The sequence below is a fragment of the Burkholderia sp. WAC0059 genome (genome assembly GCF_002870125.1).
Lineage (GTDB): Bacteria > Pseudomonadota > Gammaproteobacteria > Burkholderiales > Burkholderiaceae > Paraburkholderia.
The window spans coordinates 57,127-84,054 of the sequence record NZ_PNEO01000014.1 but is presented as its reverse complement, the minus strand read 5'-3'; the positions used below and the strand labels follow the sequence as shown (position 1 = coordinate 84,054).

The following is a 26,928-nucleotide window of genomic DNA, read 5'->3' as shown; positions in this document are numbered from 1 at the left end:
CGCGAGCGAAATACGGGACGCGCGCGACGCAATTCGGTCCCCATGGCCCGTAGTGCCGGTCGGATGCGGGTCAGATGCGGGTCAGTCGACCGGTGCATCCGACTGTCGGCGAGGGGCTCGTTCGTCGATACTGCGCGCGGTACGCGGGCTCGAACCTTAGCCGTCAAGATGCACGTTGCGAAAACCCGGGAAACGCTGCGGCCGACTCACCGCCATCTCTCGACGACGGCGCAATGCAACTCTCGCGCCGCACCGATGCTCCACTTGTCCTTGTCACGGAATGATATAAAGGATTACTGAGTGATGGGCGAATGTCGTTTCGCCATGTCTGGCGGGAAAAAACCGTAAGCGTCGCTGCAGCGAACGCTCGCACGATATGGGGCAACGGAAGGACGAGGCGTTTCGCCCGCTGTGGAATCAGCCGGCACCGCCGGTTCGGCAGCAGTCCGGCCAGCCGGCGACGCAATCTGGCCCGACGCCCGGATCGGCCCTGGCTGACTCCTGCCACTTGTCATGCCGGATTATTTCGATCGAACGACGGGCAGATCAGATCACGCGACCGACTGATCGTCGGTGGGGATCCCGAGCAGCACGTCGATCGCCGCCTGCCCCGCCACTTCCGCGATGAGGTAAGCCCAGCGCCGGGTAAATGGGCCGTTGCGTAGGGGAATACGACCGCTTCGGTTGCCAATGAGGGCGAGATTATGGCCGCCTTTTATCTGGAAGCTGACGTCGTAAAGATCCTCTGCCGAGGACTTCAGGGTGACATGAATCTCGAAACCCCGATACGGGATCATTCGGTACATGGGGCGCTCCGTCTGGTTGACGAGCCGACGCGCCTCTTGTCGGGGTTATGCGAAGGATGATCTCTTTGCATTGTACTCGTAACGGCGCGGATATCCGCTGTCGATTCCGGGGCGGTGGAGCCGTGCTCGATCTGGCATTCGCCGGCGTCGTCGGCGTGGTTCTTGTCGCGATGTCCCGTGCCGGGCGCCTGCGCGTTGTTCAATCACGCGGTGTGGGGCGCGGCGGCCGAGGCGGATTGCGCCCGCGGCCCCGATAGCGCGATAGCGCTATTTCCGATCGCGCGGGCAACGAGTTCGTCGAACTCGTCGATACGTTCCCGCGTTGATTGCCATCGCCATTGCCATCGCGTTCGGCGACGGCACGGCGGCGGCGATCGGTACGCGCTCCTGGTGCGCGCGGCGTTAGCTGTGCCGGGTGCCGCTCGCGCCGTTGGTGCCCGTATCGCCGCCGCGCGCGCGGCGGCCGTGCCCGGCGGCCCGGTGCGGTTTGATCGGCCGCACCGCGCGCGTGGTCACCTCGCGCGCGGCAGCGGCGGATTCCGCATAGCCTGTGAAGTCGCTCGGCATCGGGCCGGCTTCGGCGAGAAAGTCCCAGACCCGTTCGATTTCGCGGCTGTCGGAGTCGCTGGCGCGATAGGCGCGAATGTCGATTTTTCGTATCCAGCGTCCGGCACCCGCCGGCACGAGCAGGCCGCCTTCCAGTTCCGCTTTCACCACGTGATAGGGCAGCCACGCGACGCCGTGGCCCGCCATCGCCATCGACTTGAGCGCGGCCGCGAGCGCGCTTTCGTAGCAGAGGTCGAGCGTGGGCGCGTCGGGTTGCGAAGAGACGATGCTGTCCACCATGGTCGCGAGCGAGGCGTAGCCCGCATAGGCCAGATACGACACGGGCCGCCCATCGCCGCGATCGAGGTCGTGCAGCGGCTGGCCGTTGCGCTGCGGCGCCGAGACGGGCAGCAGGTATTCGTCGGCGAGGCATAGCGACGGGTACTGGCCGCCGTCGAGCAGCAGCGGGCTCGACGGCCACGCGTAGCAGATCATGATGTCGCAACTTCCGGTGACGAGCGTCTGCACGCAGTCGTGCAGGTTCGCGCACGAAACGCGCGTGCGCAGCGAACCGATCTGCGCCTCGAGGCCGCGCAGCCATTCCGGGTAGAAGCTGATCGCCACGGTCTGAAGCATGGCGAACGAAAGAAACGTGCGTCTGGGCCGCGCGATGCCCTTGCACTGATCGCGCTCCCGGTAAAGCGTCTGGACGACTTCCTCGGCGGCCTTGCGAAAGCTCTTGCCCTGCTCGGTCAGCGCAGCCGGAAACGTGCTGCGATCGACGAGCGGTGCACCGACCCACAGTTCGAGATTCTGGATACGGCGGCTGAACGTCGGCTGCGTGACGTTGCGCATCTCGGCGGCCCGGGAAAAGTTGAGCGTCGAACTGAGCGCCAGAAAGTCCTCGAGCCAGGCAAGCTCCATTGCGTCATCCTCTGCTGTTTCGCCCGCACGGCGGGCTCACGACGGAAGAGGCAGGGTGCAGAGCGTCAAAAATAAAAGCAACAGAAAAATAATGCGACTTTTGCATGGCACATGCGCGATTCGAATTGTACAGGCCGTAATGGCGAAACCTACAATCGGTCGTCGTCTGGGGTACGGGTCGGATACGGCTTTTGCGGGGTTTTCCCGCGTGGCCGGGACGCCGGGATTTCGCGCGCGTCCCGCAGATGCAGTCACCGCAAGAGGAGTGGACGCAATGAGTGATCAACTGTCGGCCGCCGGGGCATCGCTTGCCGCTTCCGCGAGCGAACTCGAACGCTCGACGATGCGCCGCGTGATCTGGCGCATCATGCCGTTCGTGACGCTCGGCTACTTCATCTCGTACGTGGACCGCGTCAACGTCGGATTCTCCGCACTGCAGATGAATCGCGATCTCGGCATCGGCCCCGCGCAATTCGGCTTTGCCGCCGGCATCTTCTTCATCTCGTACTGCCTGCTCGAAGTGCCGAGCAATCTCGCGATGGCGCGCTTCGGCGCGCGGCGCTGGCTGGCCCGCATCATGATCTCGTGGGGCATCGTCGGCATGTGCATGGCCTTCGTCGTGGGGCCGCGCTCGCTTTATCTGCTGCGCTTTCTGCTCGGCGCGGCCGAGGCGGGTTTCTATCCGGGCGCGATTCTCTACCTGACGATGTGGTTTCCGGCCCGCTACCGGGCGCGCATGATCGCGCTCTTCGGCGTGTCCGTGCCGCTGTCGGTGTTCATCGGTTCGCCGATTTCGGCTGCACTGCTGCAACTGCACGGCTATCTCGGCCTGAAGGGCTGGCAGTGGCTGTTCGTGCTCGAGGGCCTGCCGGCCGTCGCGTTCGGCCTGTTGTTCCTCGCGGTCATGGTCGACCGGCCGGCCGAGGCGCGCTGGCTGAGCCCGCAGCAACGCCAATGGCTCGTCGCCGAGCTGGCGGCCGAGGCGCAGCAGGCGCGCCCCGTCGGCGCGAGCTCGACGTGGCGCGTGCTCGCCAATCGACACGTGCTGGGCCTTGCGCTCGTCTATTCGGGCACGGCGGGCGCGACGGTCGGGCTCGGCCTGTGGCTGCCGCAGATTCTCAAGTCGTTCGATCTCAGCACGATGGAAACGGGGCTCCTGAACATGGTGCCGTTTGGCATCGCCTCGATCGTCATGGTGTGGTGGGGGCGCGCGTCCGACCGCGCCGGCGAGCGGCTCTGGCGCACCGTCGCGCCGCTCGCGGTGATGAGCGCGAGCCTCGCGGCCGTGTTGTTCACGCATTCGCTCGTGCCGACGCTCGTGCTGCTCTCGCTCGCCCTGATCGGCACCTACGCGATCAAGGGGCCGTTCTGGGCGCTGGTCAGCGACTGGGTGCCGGCCGCGGGCGCCGCGGCGGCCATCGGGCAGATCAACGCGCTCAGCAATCTGGCCGGATTCGGCGCCACCTGGCTGCTCGGCGTCATCAAGGCCGCGACGGGCAGCTACCCCATCGCGCTGCTGCCGCTCGTTGCGCTCGCCTTGCTGGCCATCGTCGCGCTGCTGCTGCTCGCGCGCTACGACCGTCGCGCATCGGCTTCGCGCGGACGGCCCTGAACGGTGGCCGAACGAGTGAATCAATCCGTTAGTCATACTGGAAATCTGCAATGAAGATAACGAAGGTGGAACCGCTTTTCATCGACCGCTTCCTGTTCGTGCGCGTCGAGACCGATCAGGGCTACGTCGGCTACGGCGAATCGGGCGCGTGGGGGCATCTGGAGGCAAGCGCCGAAGCCGTGCGCAAGTTCGCCGAGTATCTGGTCGGCAAGGACCCGCGGCCCATCGAGCATCACTGGAACGTCATGCTGCGCTTCCAGCACTTCTCGGGCGCGGCGATCAGCGGCGCCATCTCGGCGATCGACGTCGCCCTCTGGGACATCAAGGGCAAGCTTTACGGCGTGCCCGTCTACGAGCTGCTCGGCGGCGCGATGCGCACGAAGGCGAGGCTTTACAGCCACTGCAAGGGCCGCACGACGGACAAGCTCGTGGCCCGCGCGAAGCGCATGACGCAAGAGGAGGGCTTCACGGCGCTCGGCTGCATGAACCCACTGCTCGAAGAAGGATTGCGCGACCCGTGGTTCAAGTCGCAGGCGAGCAAGATTCAGGACGCGGTGGACGCCGTGCGGCGCGTGCGCGAGGCGGTGGGCCCCGAGGTCGACCTGTGCGTCGAGATCCACAGCCGCATGACGCCGGCCGAGGCGCGCACGTTCGGCCGCGCGATCGAGCCGTTCTTCCCGATGTTCATCGAGGACCCGGTGCGGCCCTATAGCCCCGACGCGATGGCGTGGGTGGCCGACCACGTGCCGGTGCCGGTCGCGACGGGCGAGCGCTTCATCAACCTGCACCAGTTCCAGACGCTGCTCGCGCGGCGCGGGGTCGAGTATCTGCGGCCCTGCATCTCCGTGTGCGGCGGCATTACGGCGGGCAAGAAGATCGCCGCGCTGGCCGAGGCCTACGACGCGCAGATCGTCTTCCACAATCCGCTTTCGCCGATCAATCTGGCCGCGTGTCTGCAGCTCGACGCCTGCATCCCGAACTTCGCGGTGCAGGAGTATCCGTTCGACAACGCCGAGATCGAGGGCTCGGAAGGGCTGCGCGGCAGCCGCGTGGTGCCGGGGCTGGCCGCGCCCGAGGCCGGGTTCATCAAGATTCCCGACGGTCCCGGTCTCGGCATCGATTTGCCCGAGGATGCCGCGGCCCGCTTCCCGCGGCGCTCGATGACCGTCGCCATGCGGCCGCACGTGGACGGCTCCGTCGTCGACGATTGAGCCTCCGTTGCGCGCCCCGGACGAACGAGCCGTACGGCGTCCGGGGCGCGCAACGGGCTGTCTTCCGCCGTCATGGGCTCGTCATGGGCCACCGTCTTCCGGCGCCGGCCCACTCCCGCCGCCACCGCCGCGATTCAGGCCCAGTCGTCGTGCGTCTCGTCGCTCTGACTCAGCGTCAGGCCACCGGCCGGCAGCGGCAGCGCGGTCTTGTAGCGGACCTGCTTGAGCGCGAAGCTCGAGCGGATGTTCGAGATGCCGGGAATTTTCGTCAGCCGCTCGAGGATGAAGCGTTCGAGCGAGCGCATGTCGGGCACGACGACGCGCAGCAGATAGTCGGCGTCGCCCGTCATCAGATAGCACTCCATCACCTCGGGCCGTTCGGCGACGGCGCTTTCGAAGCGTTGCAGCGCGTCCTCGTCCTGCCTCGCCATGCTCACCTGGATGAACACGTTGATGCGCAGCCCGAGCGCCTCGGCGTTCAGTAGCGTGACCTGCCGCCTGAACAGGCCGAGCTTTTCGAGCGCGCGCACGCGGTTGAAGCACGGCGTCGGCGACAGGTTCACGGCGCGCGCGAGCTCGGCGTTCGTGATGCGCGCGTTCTGCTGGAGCTGGTTCAGGATGCCGATGTCGGTGCGGTCGAGGCGGTTGGGCGAGCTCATGAGAAAAATTCCGGTTTGTCGTGTTTTATCGGAATAAATACCCTATACGACGAACGACAGAAGGGCAATAAGGAGAGAAATTCTGGTCCCGAGTAGATAAGCTTGGATGGATACGGACGGGCGCCTCGCGCCCGCGTCGAACTCCACCGGAGCTTGCGCCATGACGGACTTGTCGGGCATCGGCAGGGCGATCGCCGCTGCCAACGAAGGTCGCGAAGACAGCGACCCGCAGGAAACCGCCGAATGGCTGGAGGCGCTCGACGGCGTCGTCCAGCATGCCGGCACCGAACGGGCCCGGTATCTGTTCGACCGTCTCGCCGAACGCGGGCTCGCGCATGGCGTCGTCGCGAAACGGCTCAACGTCACGCCCTACACGAACACGATCGCCGTCGAGGCCCAGCCGCCCTATCCGGGCGACCTCGGGATCGAGGCGCGGCTCGCCGCGGCGCTGCGCTGGAATGCGCTCGCGATGGTGGTCCGCGCGAACCGCGCCTACGGCGAGCTGGGCGGCCACATCGCGAGCTATGCGTCGGCCGCCGATCTGTTCGAGGTCGGCTTCAATCACTTCTTCCGCGCGGCGGCGCCGGGCGCGACCGGCGGCGGCGATCTCGTCTATTTCCAGCCGCACTCGTCGCCGGGCGTCTACGCGCGCGCCTTTCTCGAGGGCTTTCTCGACGCTTCCGATCTCGAACACTACCGGCGCGAGATTGCGGGGCCCGGGCTCTGCTCGTATCCGCACCCGTGGCTGATGCCCGACTTCTGGCAGTTCCCGACGGGCTCGATGGGCATCGGTCCGATCAACGCGATCTACCAGGCGCGCTTCATGCGCTATCTGCAGAACCGCGGGCTCCTGCAGACGCAGGGGCGCAAGGTCTGGGGCTTCTTCGGCGACGGCGAAATGGACGAGCCCGAGTCGATCGGCGCGCTCTCGCTGGCCGCGCGCGAGAAGCTCGACAACCTTGTGTTCGTCGTCAACTGCAACCTGCAGCGGCTCGACGGGCCGGTGCGCAGCAACGGCCGCATCGTCGACGAGCTCGAGGCGCAGTTCTCGGGCGCGGGCTGGAACGTCATCAAGGTGCTCTGGGGCTCGGACTGGGACGCGCTGTTCGCGCGCGACCACACGGGGGCGCTCGCGCGCGCGTTCGCGCAGACCGTCGACGGCCAGTTCCAGACCTTCTCGGCCAACGACGGCGCCTACAACCGCGCGCGCTTCTTTGGCCAGAACGCGGAACTCGCGGCGCTCGTCGAGCACCTGGGCAACGACGAGATCGACCGTCTGCACCGCGGCGGCCACGACGCGCGCAAGCTTCACGCGGCCTACAGCCGGGCGCTCGATCACGCGGGTCAGCCGACCGTGATTCTCGCGAAGACGATGAAGGGCTTCGGCATGGGCGCGGTCGGTCAGGGCAGGATGACGACGCACCAGCAGAAGAAGCTCGACGCCGACGCGCTGAAGGCGTTCCGCGACCGCTTCCGCCTGCCGCTGTCGGACGAGGACGTCGAAGCGCTCAGGTTCTACAGGCCGGCCGAAGACAGCCCGGAGATGCGTTATCTGCACGCGCGCCGCGAGGCGCTCGGCGGTTATCTGCCGAGACGGCGGCGCAAGGCCTCGCAGGCGCTCGCAGTGCCGCCGATGGCGGACTGGAGCCGGTTCGCGCTCGAGGCGAACGGCAAGTCGATGTCGACGACGACGGCGCTCGTGCGGATGCTGGGCGCGCTGCTCAAGGACGCGGCGCTCGGACCGCGCGTCGTGCCCATCGTCGCCGACGAGGCGCGCACGTTCGGCATGGCGAACCTGTTCCGCCAGGTCGGCATCTACTCGCCGCAGGGCCAGCTCTACGAGCCCGAGGATCTGGGCTCGATGCTCTACTACCGCGAAGACACGCGCGGGCAGATTCTCGAGGAGGGCATCTCGGAGGCGGGCGCCGTGTCGTCGTGGATCGCGGCGGCCACGGCGTACAGCGTGCACGACCTGCCGATGCTGCCGTTCTATCTCTACTACTCGATGTTCGGCTTCCAGCGCATCGGCGACCTGATCTGGGCCGCTGCCGACCAGCGCGCCCGCGGCTTCCTGATCGGCGCGACGGCGGGCCGGACCACGCTCGGCGGCGAGGGGCTCCAGCACCAGGACGGCACGAGCCATCTCGCGGCCTCGACCATTCCGAACTGCCGGGCCTGGGACCCGGCGTTCGCCTACGAAGTGGCCGTCATCGTCGACGAGGGCATGCGCGAGATGGTCGAAGAACAGCGCGACGTCTTCTACTATCTGACCGTGACGAACGAGAGCTACGCGCAGCCGTCGATGCCGGCCGATGCCGGGCCAACGCTGCGCGAGGGCATTCTCGGCGGGCTATATCCGCTCGATGCGCGCGCGGGCGAAACGGCGCAGGTCCAGTTGCTGGGCTCGGGCGCGATCCTCGGCGAGGCGCAGGCCGCGGCGCGCCTCCTCGAGGAGGACTGGGGCATCCACGCGGCCGTCTGGAGCGTGACGAGCTTCACCGAATTGCAGCGCGAGGCGCTGGCGGTCGAGCGCGAAACGCGTCTTGCCGATGGCGACGCCGTGCCCTACGTGACGAAGGCGCTCGGCGCGTCGCACGGCCCGGTCGTCGCGGCCACCGACTACGTGCGCGCGCTGCCCGAGCTGATTCGCGCATACGTGCCGCGCCGCTACGTGACGCTCGGCACCGACGGCTTCGGGCGCAGCGACACGCGCGCGGCGCTGCGCGCGTTCTTCGAGGTGGACCGCGCCTCCATCGTCATCGCGGCGCTGAAGGCGCTGGCCGACGACGGGGCGCTGCCGCGCGCCGTCGCGCGCGAAGCCGTCGAACGCTACGGCAAGCGCGCCGACGGCGAACGCGCGGCGCCGCCGTGGCGGCGCTGAAGGGGCACTGAAGCGCCGACGATCTAGCGATCCGCCGCGTGAGCCGGAATGATGTAGATCATTCCGGCCGCGACGAGCATCGAGGCCGCGACGACGTAGAGCGCGATGGCCGGCTTGCCCGTCAGCACGTTGAGCCAACCGACCAGGTAGTTCGCGACGAAGCCCGCGAGATTGCCGATGCAGTTGATGGTCGCGATGCCGGCCGCCGCCGAGGTGCCCGCGAGGAACGAGGACGGGACGCCCCAGAAGAGCGAGAGGCCCGAGAGCATGCCCGCCGTGGCCACGCAGAGCCAGAGGACCGCCGAGGCCGGGTTGTGGCCCACGTAGCCGCTCAGGGCCAGCCCCGCCGCGCCGACGGCCATGGCGATCGCGAAGTGCAGCCGCCGCGCGCGCGTGCGGTCGGCGCTCATGCCCGTCAGCACGATCGCGATGATGGCGACCACGTAGGGGATCGCCGAGAGCCAGCCGATCAGCGACATGCTCGAGACGCCCGACTCCTTCACGATGGACGGCAGCCAGAACGTGATGCCGTAGAGGCCGATGATCGTCATGAAGTAGATGGCCGAGAGTTTCCAGATGCGCCGGTCGGCGATGAACGCGAGCGAGCTGGCGTGGACGACCTTGTCGGCGTCCTCGCGGCGCAGGTTTTCCGTCACTTCGGCGCGTTCCCGCTCGCTGAGCCATGTGGCGTCGTCGGGGCGGTCCACCATGAAGAAGTAGACGACGATGCCGATGACGAGCGTCGGAATCGCCTCGATCAGGAACAGCCACTGCCAGCCCTTCATGACGGTCGAGCCCGAGAACGCGTCCAGGACCCAGCCCGACAGCGGCCCGCCGATCACGCCGGCGAGCGGAATCGCGATGTAGTAGATCGCGAGCGCGAACGCGCGCTTCTTCGAAGGAAACCAGTAGGTCAGGTAAAGCATGACGCCGGGCGAGAAGCCGGCCTCGGCGAGCCCGAGCAGAAAGCGCGCGCCGTAGAACTGCATCGGCGTGCGCACGAACAGCGTCGCCGCGGAGATGATGGCCCAGGTCACCATGATCCGCGCGATCCAGCGCCGCGCGCCGACCTTGTGCAGGATGAGATTGCTCGGCACTTCGAAGACGAAGTAGCCGATGAAGAAGATGCCGGCGCCGAGACCGTAGACGGCGTCGCTCATGCCGAGGTCCGACAGCATCTTCAGTTTGGCGAACCCGACGTTCACGCGGTCGAGATAGGCGCCGATGTAGCAGAGCACCACGAGCGGCATGATGCGCCACGCGATCTTGCGGTAGACGTCGGTCTGCCCGGAAAACTTCGTGTCCAGAGAGACGGCAGCAGAGCTCTTCATGTCTCCTCCATGTTTGGAGTGAATTTATGGGTTCGGTTCTCGGGAAGGCGTCTTGTGTCGGAGGGATTCCTGTCGAATGAAGGGACGCGGGGCGTCGTCCCGGTCGGGAAGCGGGCGGCGGGAAAGGCGGGCGGGGCAGGGTCACGCCGGAAGGCGGGGCGGCGGCCGGCGCGGGCGCCGCGTTTCGTCCGGCCGTCGCCTGGCGGGCGCGGGCGAGCGTGGGTCTCGCCCGTTCGCCCGCCCGCTCGTCTCGCGCCTTATCCTCCCGTCAGGCGGCGACTTTGTGCTTCGGCTGCCGCGCGTCCCGTTCGCCGCGGAACAGGGTCTCCATCTCGCGGCGCACGCGGATCGCTTCCTTCGACGCGTCGTAGCTCACGTCGCTCCAGCGCACGGGCTGGCCGGCCGGGACGTCGTTCTTGAGCACCATGTCGTGCGCGAGGCCGATCGGCAGCGCGTCGATGCGCAAAGACTCGCTCGCCGGAATCAGCTTGCCGTAGACCGTGAAGCCGCCTTCGCCGTCGAGCTTCTCGCCGGCCTTGAGCGCGCGTTTCGCCACGGCCGCGATGTCGGCTTTCCAGTCGGCCGTCGAGCCCGTGGCCTCGCCGCGCAGCGCGATGTTCGCGATCGACGTGCCGAGCTCGAGCCCGATGAGGTGGTAGGGCTTGTACATGGCCGCGTAGCGGCCCGTGCTGTCGGTCCTGAGTCCGTATTGCGCGAAGCAGTCCTTCACGTATCGGCTCGGCGCCTCGAACACGACGTAGACGCCCCAGCGCAGATCGCGGAACACGGGCCGTCCGTCGCGCTCCAGCGACGAGACGACCTCGACGGTGCCGCGCTTCGCGAGGATGCCGCCGTCGGCGGCCGGGCGCAGGACGCCGGGCAGATCGTCGACGCCGCAGGGCGGGAACGCCAGCCCGTCGTCGGGCGGAAGCAGATCGCAGGCGTTGGAGACGGCGGCCATTTCGAGCGCCGACTTCGTGCCGTCGAGAAACGAGTTGAACATCTGCGGATTGAAGTCGCCGCCGGCCACCTGCTCGGGCGTGAAGCCGTAGTGGCCCCAGACCGTCTCGGGCGTGGACTGGTGATAGATGGGCAGGTACTTCGTGCCCTTGCCCGCGCAGATCACCTCGAAGCCGATCGTGCGGGCCCAGTCGATGAGCTCGGCGATGAGGGCGGGCTGGTCGCCCGAGGCCATCGAGTAGACGATGCCGGCTTCGGCAGCCTTGCGCGCGAGGAGCGGCCCGGCGAGCGCGTCGGCCTCGACGTTGACCATGACGATGTGCTTGCGGTTCTCGCAGGCTTTCAGCACGTGATGGATGCCGGCGGCGGGGCTGCCCGTCGCGTCGATCACGATGTCGACGAACGGGCTCGCGATGAGCCCGTCGGCATGGTCGGTGATGTGGGTCGTGCCGCCGCGGTGCGCCTCGTCGAGCGAGCGGGCCTCGAAGCGCTCGCGGCTCCAGCCTACGCGCAGCAGCGATTCGCGCGCGCGCGCCGGCGAGAGATCGGCCACGCCCACGAGATGAATGCCGGGCGTGCGGAACGCCTGCGAGAGGTACATCGAGCCGAACTTGCCGGCTCCGATCAATCCGACCCGCACAGGCTCGTTCCTGTGGGCGCGCGCTTTCAGTTCGTTGAACATCGACATCTGACTCCTCCATCATCATGGCTCATGGATGCGGGCGCCGATGCCGGGCAAGTAGCGTTGCCGCTCGCCGCGCGCTCGGGCCAGCCTTGTTTCCATGCAGCTTATTCAATAGGATCGGCCTGTGTAAATCCGCAAGGGAGCAACACGGATGTGCAAAAAATCGAATGTGCCGCGCGAGTTCGACTGGAACGATCTGCGTGCCTTCCTTGCCGTGGTTCGCACAGGACGACTGACCGTTGCTGCACTGCGGTTGGGTATCGACCATTCGACCCTGAGCCGGCGCATCGTCGGCCTCGAGGAAGCGCTCGACGTGCGGCTCTTCGACCGGCTGCCGACGGGCTACGTCCTCACGTCGGCGGGCGAGAGCCTCGTCGCCGAGGCCGAGCACGTCGAGAGCCTGATGATCCGGATCGCGTCGCAGCTCCCGGAGGAGGGCGCGCGGATGCGCGGCGCGGTCCGTCTCGCGACGCCCGAGGGATTCGGGACGTACTTTCTGGCGCGGCACGTTCGCGAGTTCGCCGAGCACCATCCGGAGGTGACGCTCGAAATGATCTCGAACCCCGGGATCGTCAGCCTGACCAAGCGCGAGGCCGATATCGCGGTCACGATGTCCCGCCCCGAAAAGGGTCCGCTGCGCGCGCGCAAGCTGCTCGACTACGAGTACGGACTATACGGTTCGCAGGCCTATCTGAGCCGCCACCCCGCGCCGGTCGAGCGCGACGACATCCGTCGGCACCGGTTGATCGGCTACATCCCCGACCTGCTGCCGACGCCGGCTCACGACTATCTGAAGGAAATCATCGACGACCCGTCGGTCGATCTGCAGGTCTCGAACATCCTGACGCAACTGAGCGCGACGCTCGACGGCTTCGGCCTGTGCATCGTGCCGTGCTTCATGGCGGCGCAGCATCCGGAACTCGTGCGGCTGTTGCCCGGCGAGGTCCGCTTCACGCGTTCGTACTGGCTCGTCACGCATTCGGAGATGCGCGCGCCGGCCCGCATCCGCGCGATGACGACCTTCCTGCTCGAAAGCGTGGAGACGCATCGCGCGCTGTTCATGCCGACTTATGCGGCGAAGGCGGCGAGCTAGTGTTTACCCGGCGGGCGATGCGCCACGACCCGCGGCAAGTCTAAAAATTCAGGCCGCCACCGGCCGATCGTCCGGCGTTTCCTCGACGCCTGCCTGCTCGAACAGCCACTGCCTGAACGCGTCGACCTTGCGGTGCCGAAGCTCGTTCCTGCGGCACGACACGAAATGCGTTTCGCGTTCGAAGCGTACGAACAGATCGCGACCCACCTCGACCAGTTCGCCGCGCGCGATCTCGCGCTCGGCGAGGCGCGTGCTTTCGAGCACGACGCCCATGCCGTCGACGGCCGCGGAGATGCCGAGCGCCGCGCGGTCGAACGACGGCCGCGGATGAGCCGGCAGGTCGAGCCCGTTCGCGTCGAACCAGTCGCGCCAGGTAACGCGGCTCAGTTGCGAATCGATCAGCGTGAGCCGGCCGATCTGCGGCGCGACGGGCTGCGCGCCGTCGACGAGGGACGGCGCGCAGAGCGGCACGATCGGCTCGCGGCCGAGCGCGACGACGTCGATGCCCGCGCGCTCGAGCGCGCTGCCGTAGGAGATGGCCACGTCGACCTCCTGCAGGCGGGTCAGGTCGATGGGCTCGGGGCTCGTCGAGAGGCGGATGGTGATGCGCGGAAAGGCCTGCGCGAACGCCGGCAGGCGCGGCCCGAGCCATTTGACGGCGAGGCTCGGCGCGCAGTGCACGACGAGCACCTGCGCGTCGGGCGCGAGCGCCACTTCGTTGCAGGCCGCCTCGACCACGTCGAAGACGCGGCTCAGGCTTTCGAGCAGGCGCAGCGCCTCCGGCGTCGGCTCGATGCGCCGGTTGCGGCGCAAAAACAGCGGCCGCCCGAAATATTCCTCCAGCTCCTTGACCTGATGGCTGATGGCCGACGGCGTCAGGTGCAGCTCCTGCGCGGCGCGCGCGAAGCTTTCGAGCCGCGCCGCCGCCTCGAAGGTGCGCAGCAGCACGAAGTTCGGCATGCGCCTCATGGGTCGTTCTTCGGAATAGGTGAGTGTGGTTCATGCTTTCATGAACAGTCATCGTTTGTCAACAACTGGCGCGGGCGCGATCATCGAATCACCCCATACGGAGACGAACAAGGAGCAGACATGTCCGAAGTGATGGAAGCCCCCGCGAAGACGATCGACCTGCAGGGTCGCGTCTCGATCTACCAGCCCGAGCAGAAGGGCCTGATCTTTCCCGAACTGCCGACGTTCGCGAGCCCCGCGGCGCAGCGCCAGCATCTGAAGGAGCGGCTCGTCGGCGCCTGCCGCGCCTTTGCCCAGCACGGTTTCGACTACGGTTTCGCCGGCCACCTGACGGTGCGCGACCCCGAGAATCCGGGTTTGTACTGGACCAACCCGATGGCGATCCACTTCTCGCAGGTCAAGCTGTCGAACCTGATCTGCGCCGACCACAAGGGCACCGTGGTCGAGGGCCGCCACGCGATCAACCGGGCCGGCTTCGTGCTGCATGCGGCCGTGCACGAGATGCATCAGGACATCGTGGCGATGTGCCACGCGCATACGGTCTACGGCACGGCCTTCTCGGCGCTGGGCCGTCCGCTCGAGCCGATCAGCCAGGACGCGGCCGCGTTCTTCGAGGACCACGTCGTGATCGGAGAAGAGGCCGGCCAGGTCGCGGTCGAGGTGAAGGCCGGCCCGAAGGTCGCGCATGCGTTCAAGGGCGTGAAGGCGGCGATCCATCAGAACCACGGCCTGCTGACGGCGAGCCGTCACAGCATCGACTCGGCCGCGTTCTGGTTCATCGCGCTCGAACGCTGCTGCCGCCAGCAACTGGCGGTCGAGGCCACGGGCATCAAGCCGAGGCTCGTCCCGGCGGACCGCGCGCGCTACAGCCGCGAGCACGTGGGCAGCGAGTACATCGGCTGGCTGCACTTCCAGACGCTCTGGGACGAGTTCGTCCACACGCAGCCCGACATGTTCGACTGATCCCGGTCGAGCGGCCCGTGCGCCGGCCCCGCATCGAGGGCCGGCGCGACCCGACAGGCAAAGGAACCAACGGACGACACGATCCGCCGACCTGCCGGCATACATAAAACATGACGGAGACACCCCATGAACACCACCAGTCCGGCTCTCCACCCGGAGCCGACGGAGCGGGCCACCTATGCGAAGGTGATGTGGCGCCTGCTGCCGTTCCTGTTCTTCTGCTATCTCTGCGCCTATCTCGACCGCATCAACGTGAGCTTCGCCAAGCTCCAGATGCTGCAGGACCTTCACATGAGCGACGCCGTGTACGGGCTCGGCGCGGGCATCTTCTTCGTCGGCTATCTGCTGTTCGAGGTGCCGAGCAATCTCGTGCTGCTGAAGGTCGGCGCGCGCCGCTGGATCGCGCGGATCATGGTGACGTGGGGCGTGCTGGCCGCCGCGATGATGTTCGTGAAGACGCCGGCCGCGTTCTACGCCATGCGCTTTCTGCTCGGCGTGGCCGAGGCCGGATTCATTCCGGCCATCCTGCTCTACCTCACGTACTGGTTTCCCGCCTCGCAGCGCAGCAAGGTGACGGCGCTGTTCCTGACCGGCATCCCGATGTCGGGCGTGGTGGGCGGGCCGCTGTCGGGCTGGATCATGCACTCGGTGTCGGGCCACGGCGGCCTCGCGGGCTGGCAGTGGCTGTTTCTGCTCGAAGGCGTGCCGACCGTGGCGGTCGGCATCGCCGCGTGGTTCTATCTGGACGACCGCGTCGCCGACGCGGCCTGGCTCACGGCCGGCCAGAAGGCCACGATCGCGCGCAATCTCGAGGGCGACATGGCCGCGCGCAAGCTCCATTCGCTGCGCGACGGCTTCATGAGCCCGCGCATCCTGAAGCTTTCCGCCATCTACTTCTTCTTCGAGATGGGGCTCTACGGCGTGTCGTTCTGGCTGCCGTCGCTCGTCAAGGCGGCGGGCGTGGCCAATCCGCTCGACATCGGGCTGCTCTCGGCCGTGCCGTACGCGGCGGCGACCGTGGCGATGATCGTCGTCGGCTACCTGTCGGATCGCCGCGGCGAGCGCCGCTGGCATCTGGCGCTGCCGGGCGTCGTCGGCGCGGTGGGCCTGTGCATGAGCGTGGCGTGGGCGCACAGCATCGTGCTCGCGATGATCTCGCTGACCATCGGCACGATGGGCGTGTTGACGACCATCTCGCAGTTCTGGGCGCTGCCGCCGACCGTGCTCGGCGGCGCGGCCGCGGCGGCCGGCATCGCGCTCGCGAACTCGGTCGGCAGTATCGCCGGCGTCGTGAGTCCGTGGGTGATCGGCGTGCTGCAGACGACGACGGGCTCGACGGGCAACGGCGTGCTCGGCCTCGCCGTGAGCATGGTGATCGCGAGCGCGTTGACGCTGACGCTGCCCGCGCGGACCGTGAACAGCAGCGGGTTCGTGCCGGCGCGCGAGGACGGGAGCGCGGAGGTGTCGGCGGCGTTGCCGTCGGGCGCCTCGCGGCCGGGCGCCTGAAGTTGAAAGGCAACGGCGGTTCGTCGGGCCGGGAGCGAGGCGACGTCCTGGCCCCCGGTCCGCAGGCGACGGGGCGGTCGCGCGAGCCCGCCGGCGGGCTCGCGCCGGGCGACGACAAGTATGGCTCAGGCCTCGCCGGCCGCGACGCCGAGTACGTCGCCGAGCCGGGCGACGAGATTGCTGCGCGCCCGGTCGGTATGCAGTTCGGTCAGTTCGACCGCCTGCCCGACGTTGCCGGCCGCGATGGCCTGGGCGATGGCGGCGTGCTCGTCCCAGATCGAGTCGCGCAGCTTCGACGACTGCAACACGGCGCCCATCACGCGGCGCAGATGGACCCAGTGCAGATGCGCGCTCTCGCCGATGAGCGGATTGCCCGAGGCCTGGTAGATGGCGTTGTGGAACGCGGCGTCGGCGTCGATCATCGCCTTGACGTCCTTGCCCTTCGAGGCGCGGCGCCCCTGCGCGACGAGGGCCGGGTCGATCTTGCTGCCGCGCTGCGCGGCGAGCTTCACGGCGAGCGAATCGAGCGCGCCGCGCACCTCGTAGAGCCGGCCGATCCATTCGACGTCGAGTGGCGCGACGAGCACGCCGCGGCCCGGCGCGTCCTGCACGAGGCCGTCCTTCTTGAGGAGCCGCAGCGCCTGCAGCACGGGCGAGCGCGACACCGCGAACTGCTCGGCGATGTCCTCCTGGGTGAGCCGCGTGCCCGGCGGGAGCGAGCCGTCGCTGATCGCGTCGAGCAGGGCGCGGTAGACCTCTTCGACGTAATCGGGACGGACCTGGAGCTTTTCGAATTTGACGGGCATGGCGATCTCTGTACTTTGAATACAGACTACAGTGGCCCTCGGTCCAGGTCAACGCGGCCTTGTGCTTTGAGTTTGATGTACGTCAATTCGTTGGAAGTGCGAACGGGTTGCGGTAGTGACGATGGTGAGTGTTAACCCATATAGGCGCGGCGTTCGAGTGCTCCTAATCTCTGTATACAGAGTTCGGAGTTCAGAAAGCTGGAAAATGTGAAGCGGCGAATGCGGACGACCGCCGGAGGGCGGCGATCCGGGTCAACTGAGAAGGAGTCCCCATGACGATCAAATCGGAAAAGATGGACAAGGGCGGTAGCACGGGCGGAACGGCGGCGGTCAAGAAGCTGATTCCGTACGGCGGCTATTACACGAACCGGGTGCCGCAGCACGATCCCGAGCTCACCGAGACGGGGCCGGGCACGCCGATGGGCGAGTATATGCGGCGCTTCTGGCATCCGGTCTGCCTGTCGATGGAACTGACCGACACGCCGCGCTTCCTGAAGATCCTCAGCGAGGAGCTGGTCGCGTTCCGCGACGGCAGCGGCCGCGTCGGCGTGCTGCACGCGCACTGCACGCATCGCGGCGCGTCGCTCGAGTACGGCGCGATCCAGGAGCGCGGCATCCAGTGCTGCTATCACGGCATGGTGTTCGACGTGGACGGCACCTGCCTGCACGTGCCCTATCCGAAGGGCGAGGAAGCCGAGGCCGCGAAGTACGCGTGCTCGATCCGCCAGGGCGCCTACAAGGCCATCGAGCGCAACGGCCTCGTGTTCGCCTACATGGGGCCGCCCGAAGAGGAGCCGCCGTTTCCCGAGTGGGAGGGCGACTTCACGGTGCTGCCCGGCGACGAACTCGTCGCCTACAGCAACTTCCAGCACTGCAACTGGCTGCAGGTGCAGGACAACGCCGCCGACAACTTCCACACGGCGGCGCTGCACGCCGCGAGGAACGTCGTGGACGGCCACTATCAGGGCACGACGTTCGACGAGGTCGGCGCGGCCTCGATGGAAGTCGCGCCCGACATGCAGTTCATTCCGGTCCAGCAGGGGCGCGGGCTCGCCTGCGCGGGCGCGCGCCGCGTCGACCGCGAGCGCATGTTCGTGCGCGTGCAGCACCAGGTGCTGCCGAACCTGAGCCTGCACGCGTACACGTCCGAGGACGGCTCCGCGAAGAAGCTGTTCAGCCGCTTCCACATCATCCGCTGGACGGTGCCCGTCGACGACGAGAACAGCAAGATGATCGGCTGGCGCGTGATGGGCCCCGGCATCGACACGCGCGGCGTGGGCAAGAAGGAATGGGTCGGCTACGAGTCGATCGACTTTCTCGAAGGGCAGGTCGCGATGCGCCGGCCCGAGCGCTTCGGCAAGTACCGGCTCGAGGACATGCCGCCGATCCCGCCCAACCACCGCGAGCGCGCCCATTACAAGGACGCGCAGTACGCGCCCGGCGACTACGAGGCGATCATCAGCCAGCGGCCGATCGCGGTGCATACGCTCGAACATCCGACCAAGCTCGACGCGGGCCTCTACCTGTTCCGCAAGATGCTGCGCGACGCCGTGCGCGGCAGCAATCCGGCGGCGGGGCCGGTGCAGTTCGCCGAGTGGCTGCGCACGGTCGGCGGCACGCCGAACAGCTTTTGTTCGGGCAACGTCTTCGACCTGCCGGAAGCGGATTCCGTCGAGGAGGAAATCGAGCGGCGCCGCAAGCTCTCGAAGGGCGTGGTGGCGATCCTGAACGAGAGCGAATCGCTCAGGGGCGAGGCGCGTACGGCGTTCGTGCGCGAGAAAATGGAGGCGCTCGAGCAGGCGGTACGGGGCACGGCGGCGTCGTCGGCGCCGCGCTCATAGGCGGCGGTAGATCGCGCGCGGGGCTGCCCGCCGGCATGGCGGGCGGGAACCCACCTCCCCGCGCGCGGACCGCGAGTCGGCCTGCGGGCGGACCCATGCGGAGATCGTGCCGGGGCGGCGCGGCGCAAACGCCCGCTGCCTTCGCACGCCACCCATATACGATTGCACGGCGGCCCGGCACGTCCGGGCCGCCCCGGAGGCATCATGGCAGAAGGGAGTCTGGAGCCGGTCGCGCCGGCGACCTCGACACTCGAAGTATTCGTGAGGCAGATTCGTTACGAAGGCCGCAACATCCAGTCCTACGAACTCGTCGCGGCCGGCGGCGGTGAACTGCCGCCGTTTGCGGCCGGCGCCCACATCGACGTTCATGCGGGCGACGGCATCGTCCGCCAGTATTCGCTATGCAATGCGCCGCACGAGCGCGGACGCTACGTGATCGCGGTGCTGCGCGACGAACGCGGCCGCGGCGGCTCGAAGGCCATGCACGAGCGCGTGCGCGTGCAGGACGTCCTGCGCATCGGCCGGCCGCGCAATCATTTCGAACTGGACGGGCGGGCGCAGCGCGTCGTCCTGCTGGCCGGCGGCATCGGCGTGACGCCGCTCAAGGCCATGGCCCACGAACTCCAGCGGCGCGGCGCGGATTTCGCGCTGCATTACTGCGCGCGCGATCCCGAGGCGGTCGCGTTCGAACCGGCACTGCGCGAAGCGTTCCCGGCGGACCGGCTTCATCTGCATTTCGATGGCGGCGACCCGTCGCGAGGCCTCGACGTCGCGCGGCTACTGCGCGAAGAGAAGCGCGAGGGCACGCACGTCTATTACTGCGGGCCGGCCGGCTTCATGAAGGCTTGCGCCGAAGCGGCCGCGGACTGGCCGAAGGGGAGCGTGCACTGCGAGCATTTCGCGGCGCCGGCCCGGCCGGCCGCCGGCGGCGACGAAGCAGCGGACGAAACCGACGGCGCCGACTTCACGGTCGAGATCGCGAGTACGGGGCAGCGGCTTGCCGTGCCGCCTGGGCGTAGTATCGCGGAGGTCCTGCGGGATGCGCGAATCGGCGTCGAGACGTCGTGCGAGGCGGGACTTTGCGGCACCTGCAAGGTTCGCTATCTGCAGGGCGAAGTGGATCATCGCGACTGCATCCTCAGCGAGGACGAGCAGCGCGATTTCATGACCGTATGCGTATCGCGGGCGAAGGGAGGGTCGCTCGTGCTGGACCTGTAGCGGCGGCCTTCCGCGGCGGCTCTGCCGGCGGACGGACCGACGACGATACCGACAAGAAAGATGGAGACGACATGGTTCTGCCCGACTATCTGACGATCCCCGCGCGGGTCGATTCCGGCGGCCTGGCCTGCCTGCTGGGCGAGACGGGAATGGTCCTGCGCCGCGGCGAGCGGCCCGTTTCGCCGCTCGCCGGCTGGATGCGCGACGGCGCGATCCCCGCGCGCGCCCGCGCGCTGCTCGAATCCGACGCGCACTTTCGCGACATCACGGGCCTGATCGGCGTGCTCGCCGAGCCCGACGCGTTCGGCGAATATCGCGCGGCATGGGTGCTCGCGCGCGCGTCGGGCGGCTTGGCCTCGGTGGTGGTGCGCGACGCGCAAGGGTGCAGCGCGGCGCAGCTCCAGGACGACGTGCGCTTCGCGCGGATCCAGGCTAAACGCTACTGTGCCCGCCGGGCCGCGGTGCTGCTCCAGTCGCCCGAAATCGGCGAGCGCGCGCCCGGGGCCGACCTGTTCGTCCGCGCGTTCGGGCGGGACGGCGTCGAGCCGGACCGGCTCTACGACGCGGCGGAGAACGACGGCGTCGGCCTGAGCTACGCGTGGCTTTCGGCAGGGCCGCCGGCCTGATCCGTCTGTCGCCTGGCGGCCGGTGTCCGGCCTGGGTTGACTTCTTCGCGCGCGAAGCGCTCAGGCGTGGAGGTGCAGGTAGAGCAGCAGCGCCGAGAGCGAGACCAGCGAGCCGAGCGTCGAGAACAGGATGGTGCGCGAGGCGACCTGTCCCTCGCGCCGGTAGAACTCGGCCAGCATGAACGGCCCGGTGCCGGTCGGCAGGGCGGCCAGCACGACGGTCATGTCGACGAGCGTGGCGGGCAGCACGAACACGCGCGCCGCGAGCCACCAGGCGAGCGCCGGCTGCACCACGAGCTTGGTGCCGGTCAGCAGCAGCGCGCTGCGCGGGACGGCGTCGCCGGCCGGGCGGCGCTCGGCGAGAAAGAGGCCGAGGCTCACGAGCGCGCACGGGCTCGCCGCGCCGCTCAGCAGTTTCAGGAAAGTCTCGGCGCTGGCCGGCACCGCGACGTGCGCGGCGGCGAGCGCCACGCCGGCGATCGGCGAGACGATGAGCGGATTGCGCGAGAGCGAGCGCAGCACCTTCAGGCCGAGCCGGTGCGGCGCGCGTTCGGTCTGCAGGCCGATTTCGATCAGCACGATGGCGATGGCGAAGAGCACGCAGGCGACGATGATCGTGGCGATCGTCGTCGGCGTCAGGCTGCTTGCGCCGAACAGGATCAGACAGAGCGGGAAGCCGATGTAGCCGGTGTTCGGGTAGGCGGCGGCGATCGCGTCGATGCTGGCGTCGGCGAGGTGCAGGCCGCGCGCGAGCCGCACGGCGAGGATGAACGCGAACGCGCCGGCGCAGGCGATCGAGAAGACGGCGATGAAGGCCGGCTGGTCGAGCTGGAGCCAGGTGGCGTGCGCCATCGTGTCGAACAGCAGCGCGGGCAGCGCGAGCCAGACCACGAAGCGGTTCAGCTCCGAGGCCGCGTTGGGGCCGAGCACGCCGCGGCGGCGGCAGACGAAGCCGGCGAGGATCAGGGCGAAGACGGGCAGCAGGATTTCGAGGGTCGATAACATCGGCGGGCGGGACGAAGGCGTGAAACAACGGCGCAAGACGGGGCGCGAACAGGACGATGCGCAAGGGTAGTGCTTCATGGCGATACAATCCAATACTGTTTCGGACGCCCGGCAATACCTTTCCTGCATCGTGATAGACGTCAAGCCCCTGCGCTACTTCGTGACGCTGGCCGAAACCCGCCATTTCGGCCGGGCGGCGGTACGCCTGCACCTCTCGCAACCGCCGCTCAGCCGGCAGTTGGCCGCCCTCGAGGCGAGCCTCGGCGTGAAGCTGATCGAGCGCAGCCCGCGCAGCGTGACGCTGACGGCCGCAGGCGAGCGCTTCTACGCCGACGCCCGCGCGATCCTCGCCGCCATCGAGCAGGCCGCCCACAACGCGCGGGCCGCCGCCTCGGGCGCGGCCGGCGCGCTCGCGATCGGCTTCACGATGTGCGCGGCCTACAGCGTCGTGCCCGGCTATGCGCGGGCCTTCGGCGCCGCCTGGCCCGAGGTGACGCTGCATCTGCGCGAGGTCGTGTCGAACGATCTGGCCGCCCAGGTGCTCAACGGCCAGATCGACGCGGCCATCATGTTCCCGGGCACGGGCGACCGGGGGCTCGCCTCGCGCACGATCGTCACCGAGCCGCTGTGCGTGGCGCTCTCGCGCGGCCATCCGCGCGCCCGCGCGCGCCGGCTGAAGATCGGGCAGCTCGCGGGCGAGCCGTTCGTGCTGGCGGCCGAGGAAGTCGCGCCGACGCTGCGCGCCGCGATCGTCGGGCATTGCCGCACCGGCGGCTTCGAGCCCGACGTCCGGTTCGAGGTGCAGTTGCAGCAGACGGTGCTGAGCCTCGTCGACGAGGGCGTGGGCGTCGCGCTCGTGCCCGAGTCGATGTGCAAGGCGCAACTGCCCGGCGTGGTGTTCCGGCCGCTGGCCGACGCGCCGTCGATCGAGCAGGTGCTCGTCTGGTCGCCGGGCAACCGCAATCCGTGTCTCGCGCGGTTTCTGGAGCTGGCCGGCGGCGCGGCGTGAAGGGGCGGCGCTTCGCATTTCACGGCATGGCTTCGCAAACGCCCAGGCGGCCGGACCGGCATTCGTTACATTTGATGACAGGCGCTTTCTGCCGGAAGCCGGGGCAACCGGACTTGCGGCACAGGCACATCCATTCACGCATGGGGACCGGCCGGCCGCGCTTCGGCGGTCCTTGTCGGCGGACCGGTCGCCCATGCGGGTTATCGAACGGATTGACAACCTGACACGTGTGGTAACGGCATGATCGACATTCAACCCGGAAAGAACGGCACCCTGGAATTCGCTCAGGCGATCGTCGCCTGCATTCAGGCGGATCGGCTCGAAGAGGCCGAGGCGTTGCTCGAATGCATGCACCGCGCCCACCCGGCGAGCCGCGAGATTCTCGCCTTCCCCGTCACGATCGCCCTCAAGCGCGGACGGGTGCACGAGGCATGGCAGCTCGTGAACGGGCTGCCCGACGACCGCTGCCCCGAGCTCAAGGCGCTCTGCCTGCGCATGCTCAACGACCCGTCGTGGCACGGCTATGCGACGTCGCACGAGGACAGCCAGAACGTGTACGTGCGCAAGACGATGCGGCAGTTGCTCGGCAAGTCGGGCGGCTGACCGGCGAGCGGACTGCGGCGCGCGACGCCGGGCTCCCCCAGGAGGGGGCCCGGCGTCGCGGCGTTTTCTGCATTTTCTGCGTTCCGGTCGGCGGGACGCGGCTTTGATGCGCGCGCTTCCCGTGCTTTCTTCACGGATGGCCGAAGCATGATTGACGGCCGGATTCCGGCGCCGCCTTTTCATGCAGCGGGTAAGGCGAAGGCGTCGCGAACGATTCCGCTTCCGCACGGTTGAGCGGGGCCGTCGAGGCGTTCGGCGCCTCGTCGTTTCGGCATTTCGCCCCTTCCGGCCGGCATTCCGATCGCCTGTCCGTTCTGCTCGCCCGGGGTTTGTCCGCCCAGGTTTCTCGTCCCGCCCGCTGCCCGGCTCCCCAGTCCCCCGTTAACGCCAAACCGGCCGTCCCCTTTCGGGAGACGGCCGGTTTCCGGTCCGTTTTCCGGACGGCTTTCGTGCCGTCCCGATACGTCATCCGTCGTCAGAGCCCTTCGCTGTAGAACTGCTGCGCGTACTGGTCGCGATTGCTCATTTGCGGGTCGGTGGCCTGCTCGTAGTCCTCGTCCCAGACCTGGGCGGCCTGGTCGGGCGACGACGTGCCCTTCAGCGCGGTGATGGTCTGGCTGTAAGGCCCTTCGAGCTCCTGGTCCATGTACCCGAGGTTGGCCTGCAGGCTGCCCGGACTTTCGTTGTTCTCGTCCGCGTACTGGATCTCGCCTTCCTTGCGCGCGCCGCCCCATTGGGCGAGGCCCCAGCCGTTCTCGTTGTCGTCGGCGTCGTCGCTCGACGGCGCGCCCGTCGCGCCGCCCTGGTTGACGTCGCCCTGAAGGCCGCTTTCCTGCTGCAGATTGCCGAGCACGCCGGCCACCTGGGCCTGGTTCAGGCCGAACGTGCTTTCGAGGTTCTGCGCGATCGCCTGTGCCGGGTCGCTGCTGTCGACGCTGCCCGATGCCGAGCTGCTGCCGGAACCCGAGCTGGCGCCGCTGCTGGGCGAGACGTCGTCGATGATGCCGCTGCCGCCGGTGCTGGCCGCCGGTGCGCTGCCGCTGGGCGTACTGCCGCCCCCGTCACTGCCGGCACCGCCGACCGCGGGCGCGCCGCCGTACCCGCCGCTGCCGACCGTGGGCGCGCCGCCATATCCGCCGCCACCGACTGCGGGCGCGCCGCCATATCCGCCGCCGCCGACCGAGGGCGCGCCGCCGTACCCGCCGCCGGCTCCGGACGTGCCGCCACCGTAGCCGCCACCGCTGCCGCTGTTCTGCTCCATCTGGGATAGAAGCGCGAGCAGCTCCATGGCTTCTTCGAGCAGGTTTTGCCCGTTGCCCTGGCCGCTGCCGCCGGTCCCGTATGCGCCGGTCCCGTATGTGCCGCTGCCGCCGATTCCTGACGTTCCGCCGTATGCGCCGCCGCCGATTCCCGACGTGCCACCATATCCGCCGCCGCTGCCGATGCCGGCCAGACCGCCGCCATATCCGCCGCTACCGCTACCGCCGTACCCGCCACCGAGGCCGCCGACGGACGAACCGTTGCCCGTCCCGCCGGAACCCGATTGCGATGCGGCGAGCATCTGCGCCAGTTCTTCCATCATGGTCAGGAGGAAGTTGGCCAACTGGTTCGGGTCCGTTCCGCCGGCGCCTCCGGCGCCCGATGCGCCGTAGGTGCCGCCTGCGTAACCCCCGCTCACCAAGCCCGCCGAATAGCCTGTCTGCAGTGACGAAATGGACACGTCGTTCTCCCTGATAGCAATACGCGAAATTGGACTGGCGAGCCGGTGTTTCATGGCCGGGCCATTTACGGGATTTAATGTATGAGCGGGACGGGGCGAACGACGCGCTGGACACGAAGTTATCGTCTGAATGGCGAAGTTCCCGGGCGGCCCGGCCAATAGTCCGGTCCGGCGGGCGGCCGGCATTGGCGGCGCGCGGGCAGGGCCGGCGAGGGTTGGTCCGATGCCGGCGCGGTGAATCCGTCGTGACCGCGGAAACGCAGCGCCCCGGAAATGCGGCGGCGGGCGGTTCATCGATTCCCGGCCCGAACGGCGGAGCGGGCGAGTCTCCTGTTAAGCTCGCGGGTATCCATTTTTCGAGACAGGTCTGACTGCTCATGACGATCAACCCGTTGCCGGGGACGGCGCAGGACTGGTTTTTGCGAGGCACCGCGCATGCCGGGCGCGGCGAGCTCGAGCAGGCGCTCGAATGTTTCGGCAAGGCGCGCGTGCTGCGTCCGATGGATGCGATCGCGCATCAGAGCTACGGCCTCACGCTCATCAAGATGAAGCGGTTCGAGGACGCTCTCACGTGCTTTCGCGGTGCGGCGATCATCCTGCCCGAGAACGCCGACATCCAGCACCAGCTCGGCTGGCTGCTCGAACAACTGCTCGACCTCGAGGACGCGACGCGCTGCTTTCGCCGCGCGGTGCAGCTCAATCCGCGCGCCGACGGCTCGTACAACAATCTCGCGAATTGCCTGCAGGCGCTTGGTCGCTTCGACGAGGCTCGCGAGGTGTATCGCAAGGCCATCGACATCGCGCCCGACTGCGCGCTCTATTACCGCAATCTCGTGCAGGTGGAGCGGCTCGCGCCCGACGATCCGTATTTCGTCGCGCTCGAAGCGCGCGTCGCGCGGGCCGGGACGCTGAAGCCGCAGGACCAGTCCGAACTGCATTTCGCGTTCGGCAAGGCGCTGTCGGACCTCGGGCAGGACGAGCGGGCCTTCGGGCACTTCATGATCGCCAATGCGCAGGGGCGGCTCGGCGTGGAGTACGACGAGGCCGCGACGCTCAACGTGTTCGCGCAACTGCCCTCGCGGTTCACGACCGGTTTGCTGGCGGCGAAGCGCGGTCTCGGCGATCCGTCGGATTCGCCGGTCTTCATCGTCGGCATGCCGCGCTCGGGCTCGACGCTGGTCGAGCAGATTCTCGCGAGCCATCCGCAGGTATTCGGCGCCGGCGAGCGGGCCGACTTCGGCCTGGCGCTCGGCGCCAGGGTCGTGCGCGACGGGGAAGACCCGGCGGGCAGGATCAGCCTCGACACGCTGGCGGACCTGTCGCGCGAGCAACTGGCCGGGCTCGGGGCCGACTATCTGCGGCGCATCGGCTTCGCGGCCGGTGCGGGCGGCACCGGCGGCAGCCATCGCCGCATCGTGGACAAGTATCCGTTCAACTTCGTCAACCTCGGTTTCATCCATCTGGCGTTGCCGAACGCGCGCATCATCCACACGCGGCGCTCGGCGGTGGAGACTTGTCTGTCGATTTTCTCGCGGCCGTTCCGCGACGTGCCGTTCGGCTATGACCTCGGCGAGCTGGGCCGCTACTGCCGCGCCTACGACGCGCTGATGGACCACTGGCGCCGCGTGCTGCCCGAGGGCGTCATGCTCGAGGTGCAGTACGAGGACCTCGTCGACGATCTCGAAGGCAACGTGCGGCGTCTGCTCGCGCATTGCGGCCTCGAGTGGGACGAGCGCTGTCTCGCGTTTCACGAGGCGAAGCGCCAGGTCAGCACGGCGAGCTCGGTGCAGGTGCGCACGCCGTTGTACCGGACCTCGCTCAAGCGCTGGCGGCCGCAGCAGGCGCTGTTGCAGCCGCTGCTCGACGGGCTCGGGCCGGCGCTGTCGGCCGGGTTCGGTCAGACGCAGGGAGCGGACGCCGCCTGACCCCTGAACGGACAGGCCGGCAGGCGCGG

At 68.3% G+C, this 26,928-nt stretch carries 21 protein-coding genes; 12 read left to right on the top strand and 9 right to left on the bottom strand.

The genetic code is table 11. From position 1 onward, the window contains the following. Window positions 1-551: 551 nt before the first annotated feature. Together CY652_RS15500 and CY652_RS15495 are read right to left on the bottom strand one after the other, a co-directional pair. Window positions 552-806, bottom strand: a complete 255-nt coding sequence (locus CY652_RS15500) for a hypothetical protein (protein ID WP_102131603.1) — start codon at window positions 804-806, stop codon at window positions 552-554. A 402-nt stretch (window positions 807-1,208) separates the two neighbouring features. Then, window positions 1,209-2,276 (bottom strand): LysR family transcriptional regulator, encoded by a 1,068-nt coding sequence (locus CY652_RS15495; protein ID WP_102131602.1) that lies wholly within the window; start codon window positions 2,274-2,276, stop codon window positions 1,209-1,211. 274 nt (window positions 2,277-2,550) lie between these two features. On the opposite strand from CY652_RS15495, the gene CY652_RS15490 reads away from it, so the two are divergent. Next, entirely contained in the window at window positions 2,551-3,888 is a 1,338-nt protein-coding gene (locus CY652_RS15490) for an MFS transporter (RefSeq protein ID WP_219723746.1), read from the top strand. A 50-nt stretch (window positions 3,889-3,938) separates the two neighbouring features. After that, a complete protein-coding gene (gene dgoD / locus CY652_RS15485) occupies window positions 3,939-5,099 on the top strand; it encodes a galactonate dehydratase (protein WP_102131600.1) in 1,161 nt (386 codons plus the stop codon). Window positions 5,100-5,233: 134 nt separating this feature from the next. Here dgoD and CY652_RS15480 read toward each other — a convergent pair whose 3' ends face one another. Further along, entirely contained in the window at window positions 5,234-5,758 is a 525-nt protein-coding gene (locus CY652_RS15480; protein WP_102131599.1) for an Lrp/AsnC family transcriptional regulator, read from the bottom strand. A gap of 160 nt (window positions 5,759-5,918) precedes the next feature. On the opposite strand from CY652_RS15480, the gene mdeB reads away from it, so the two are divergent. Continuing rightward, window positions 5,919-8,639, top strand: coding sequence for an alpha-ketoglutarate dehydrogenase (mdeB, locus tag CY652_RS15475; protein WP_102131598.1), 2,721 nt, complete (start codon window positions 5,919-5,921; stop codon window positions 8,637-8,639). Between the two features lie 23 nt (window positions 8,640-8,662). Here the strand turns inward: mdeB and CY652_RS15470 are convergent, their stop codons facing one another. After that, window positions 8,663-9,970 (bottom strand): MFS transporter, encoded by a 1,308-nt coding sequence (locus tag CY652_RS15470; RefSeq protein ID WP_102131597.1) that lies wholly within the window; start codon window positions 9,968-9,970, stop codon window positions 8,663-8,665. A 268-nt stretch (window positions 9,971-10,238) separates the two neighbouring features. After that, window positions 10,239-11,618 carry an NAD(P)H-dependent oxidoreductase gene (locus tag CY652_RS15465; RefSeq protein ID WP_102131596.1) on the bottom strand — a complete coding sequence of 460 codons (1,380 nt, stop codon included), beginning with the start codon at window positions 11,616-11,618 and terminating at the stop codon, window positions 10,239-10,241. Between the two features lie 148 nt (window positions 11,619-11,766). On the opposite strand from CY652_RS15465, the gene CY652_RS15460 reads away from it, so the two are divergent. Then, complete coding sequence (locus CY652_RS15460; RefSeq protein ID WP_102131595.1) at window positions 11,767-12,708, top strand: LysR family transcriptional regulator; 942 nt, start codon at window positions 11,767-11,769, stop codon at window positions 12,706-12,708. A 48-nt stretch (window positions 12,709-12,756) separates the two neighbouring features. Here the strand turns inward: CY652_RS15460 and CY652_RS15455 are convergent, their stop codons facing one another. Beyond that, a complete protein-coding gene (locus CY652_RS15455; RefSeq protein WP_102131594.1) occupies window positions 12,757-13,677 on the bottom strand; it encodes a LysR substrate-binding domain-containing protein in 921 nt (306 codons plus the stop codon). Window positions 13,678-13,797: 120 nt separating this feature from the next. Here CY652_RS15455 and CY652_RS15450 point away from each other — a divergent pair, with 120 nt between their 5' ends. Both CY652_RS15450 and CY652_RS15445 read left to right on the top strand, forming a co-directional pair. Continuing rightward, window positions 13,798-14,640 carry a class II aldolase/adducin family protein gene (locus tag CY652_RS15450; protein WP_102131593.1) on the top strand — a complete coding sequence of 281 codons (843 nt, stop codon included), beginning with the start codon at window positions 13,798-13,800 and terminating at the stop codon, window positions 14,638-14,640. Window positions 14,641-14,766: 126 nt separating this feature from the next. Further along, window positions 14,767-16,146 carry an MFS transporter gene (locus tag CY652_RS15445; RefSeq protein ID WP_102131592.1) on the top strand — a complete coding sequence of 460 codons (1,380 nt, stop codon included), beginning with the start codon at window positions 14,767-14,769 and terminating at the stop codon, window positions 16,144-16,146. A 125-nt stretch (window positions 16,147-16,271) separates the two neighbouring features. On the opposite strand, the gene CY652_RS15440 is transcribed toward CY652_RS15445, so the two are convergent. Further along, a complete protein-coding gene (locus CY652_RS15440; RefSeq protein ID WP_102131591.1) occupies window positions 16,272-16,952 on the bottom strand; it encodes a GntR family transcriptional regulator in 681 nt (226 codons plus the stop codon). 272 nt (window positions 16,953-17,224) lie between these two features. On the opposite strand from CY652_RS15440, the gene CY652_RS15435 reads away from it, so the two are divergent. From CY652_RS15435 to CY652_RS15425, 3 genes are all read left to right on the top strand, one after another. Then, window positions 17,225-18,793: a Rieske 2Fe-2S domain-containing protein gene (locus CY652_RS15435; RefSeq protein ID WP_102131590.1), complete on the top strand. Its 1,569-nt coding sequence runs from the start codon at window positions 17,225-17,227 to the stop codon at window positions 18,791-18,793. A 204-nt stretch (window positions 18,794-18,997) separates the two neighbouring features. Next, window positions 18,998-20,011, top strand: coding sequence for a PDR/VanB family oxidoreductase (locus tag CY652_RS15430; RefSeq protein ID WP_102131589.1), 1,014 nt, complete (start codon window positions 18,998-19,000; stop codon window positions 20,009-20,011). Between the two features lie 71 nt (window positions 20,012-20,082). Beyond that, window positions 20,083-20,637, top strand: a complete 555-nt coding sequence (locus tag CY652_RS15425; protein WP_102131588.1) for a hypothetical protein — start codon at window positions 20,083-20,085, stop codon at window positions 20,635-20,637. Between the two features lie 60 nt (window positions 20,638-20,697). Here the strand turns inward: CY652_RS15425 and CY652_RS15420 are convergent, their stop codons facing one another. Next, a complete protein-coding gene (locus CY652_RS15420; protein ID WP_102131587.1) occupies window positions 20,698-21,642 on the bottom strand; it encodes an AEC family transporter in 945 nt (314 codons plus the stop codon). A gap of 130 nt (window positions 21,643-21,772) precedes the next feature. On the opposite strand from CY652_RS15420, the gene CY652_RS15415 reads away from it, so the two are divergent. Together CY652_RS15415 and CY652_RS15410 are read left to right on the top strand one after the other, a co-directional pair. After that, window positions 21,773-22,651 (top strand): LysR family transcriptional regulator, encoded by an 879-nt coding sequence (locus CY652_RS15415; RefSeq protein WP_102131586.1) that lies wholly within the window; start codon window positions 21,773-21,775, stop codon window positions 22,649-22,651. Between the two features lie 240 nt (window positions 22,652-22,891). Continuing rightward, entirely contained in the window at window positions 22,892-23,254 is a 363-nt protein-coding gene (locus tag CY652_RS15410) for an HrpB1 family type III secretion system apparatus protein (RefSeq protein WP_102131585.1), read from the top strand. Between the two features lie 475 nt (window positions 23,255-23,729). Here the strand turns inward: CY652_RS15410 and CY652_RS24885 are convergent, their stop codons facing one another. After that, complete coding sequence (locus tag CY652_RS24885; RefSeq protein WP_258002332.1) at window positions 23,730-24,974, bottom strand: phage tail tip lysozyme; 1,245 nt, start codon at window positions 24,972-24,974, stop codon at window positions 23,730-23,732. 377 nt (window positions 24,975-25,351) lie between these two features. On the opposite strand from CY652_RS24885, the gene CY652_RS15390 reads away from it, so the two are divergent. Continuing rightward, window positions 25,352-26,899, top strand: coding sequence for a tetratricopeptide repeat-containing sulfotransferase family protein (locus CY652_RS15390; RefSeq protein ID WP_102131581.1), 1,548 nt, complete (start codon window positions 25,352-25,354; stop codon window positions 26,897-26,899). The last annotated feature ends 29 nt before the right edge of the window (window positions 26,900-26,928 follow it).

What these genes read in the sequence shown, in the direction of transcription:
- CY652_RS15500 (WP_102131603.1), bottom strand. Translation starts at nt 806, where the DNA reads ATGTACCGAATGATCCCGTATCGGGGTTTCGAGATTCATGTCACCCTG.
- CY652_RS15495 (WP_102131602.1), bottom strand. Translation starts at nt 2,276, where the DNA reads ATGGAGCTTGCCTGGCTCGAGGACTTTCTGGCGCTCAGTTCGACGCTC.
- CY652_RS15490 (WP_219723746.1), top strand. Translation starts at nt 2,551, where the DNA reads ATGAGTGATCAACTGTCGGCCGCCGGGGCATCGCTTGCCGCTTCCGCG.
- dgoD (WP_102131600.1), top strand. Translation starts at nt 3,939, where the DNA reads ATGAAGATAACGAAGGTGGAACCGCTTTTCATCGACCGCTTCCTGTTC.
- CY652_RS15480 (WP_102131599.1), bottom strand. Translation starts at nt 5,758, where the DNA reads ATGAGCTCGCCCAACCGCCTCGACCGCACCGACATCGGCATCCTGAAC.
- mdeB (WP_102131598.1), top strand. Translation starts at nt 5,919, where the DNA reads ATGACGGACTTGTCGGGCATCGGCAGGGCGATCGCCGCTGCCAACGAA.
- CY652_RS15470 (WP_102131597.1), bottom strand. Translation starts at nt 9,970, where the DNA reads ATGAAGAGCTCTGCTGCCGTCTCTCTGGACACGAAGTTTTCCGGGCAG.
- CY652_RS15465 (WP_102131596.1), bottom strand. Translation starts at nt 11,618, where the DNA reads ATGTCGATGTTCAACGAACTGAAAGCGCGCGCCCACAGGAACGAGCCT.
- CY652_RS15460 (WP_102131595.1), top strand. Translation starts at nt 11,767, where the DNA reads ATGTGCAAAAAATCGAATGTGCCGCGCGAGTTCGACTGGAACGATCTG.
- CY652_RS15455 (WP_102131594.1), bottom strand. Translation starts at nt 13,677, where the DNA reads ATGAGGCGCATGCCGAACTTCGTGCTGCTGCGCACCTTCGAGGCGGCG.
- CY652_RS15450 (WP_102131593.1), top strand. Translation starts at nt 13,798, where the DNA reads ATGTCCGAAGTGATGGAAGCCCCCGCGAAGACGATCGACCTGCAGGGT.
- CY652_RS15445 (WP_102131592.1), top strand. Translation starts at nt 14,767, where the DNA reads ATGAACACCACCAGTCCGGCTCTCCACCCGGAGCCGACGGAGCGGGCC.
- CY652_RS15440 (WP_102131591.1), bottom strand. Translation starts at nt 16,952, where the DNA reads ATGCCCGTCAAATTCGAAAAGCTCCAGGTCCGTCCCGATTACGTCGAA.
- CY652_RS15435 (WP_102131590.1), top strand. Translation starts at nt 17,225, where the DNA reads ATGACGATCAAATCGGAAAAGATGGACAAGGGCGGTAGCACGGGCGGA.
- CY652_RS15430 (WP_102131589.1), top strand. Translation starts at nt 18,998, where the DNA reads ATGGCAGAAGGGAGTCTGGAGCCGGTCGCGCCGGCGACCTCGACACTC.
- CY652_RS15425 (WP_102131588.1), top strand. Translation starts at nt 20,083, where the DNA reads ATGGTTCTGCCCGACTATCTGACGATCCCCGCGCGGGTCGATTCCGGC.
- CY652_RS15420 (WP_102131587.1), bottom strand. Translation starts at nt 21,642, where the DNA reads ATGTTATCGACCCTCGAAATCCTGCTGCCCGTCTTCGCCCTGATCCTC.
- CY652_RS15410 (WP_102131585.1), top strand. Translation starts at nt 22,892, where the DNA reads ATGATCGACATTCAACCCGGAAAGAACGGCACCCTGGAATTCGCTCAG.
- CY652_RS15390 (WP_102131581.1), top strand. Translation starts at nt 25,352, where the DNA reads ATGACGATCAACCCGTTGCCGGGGACGGCGCAGGACTGGTTTTTGCGA.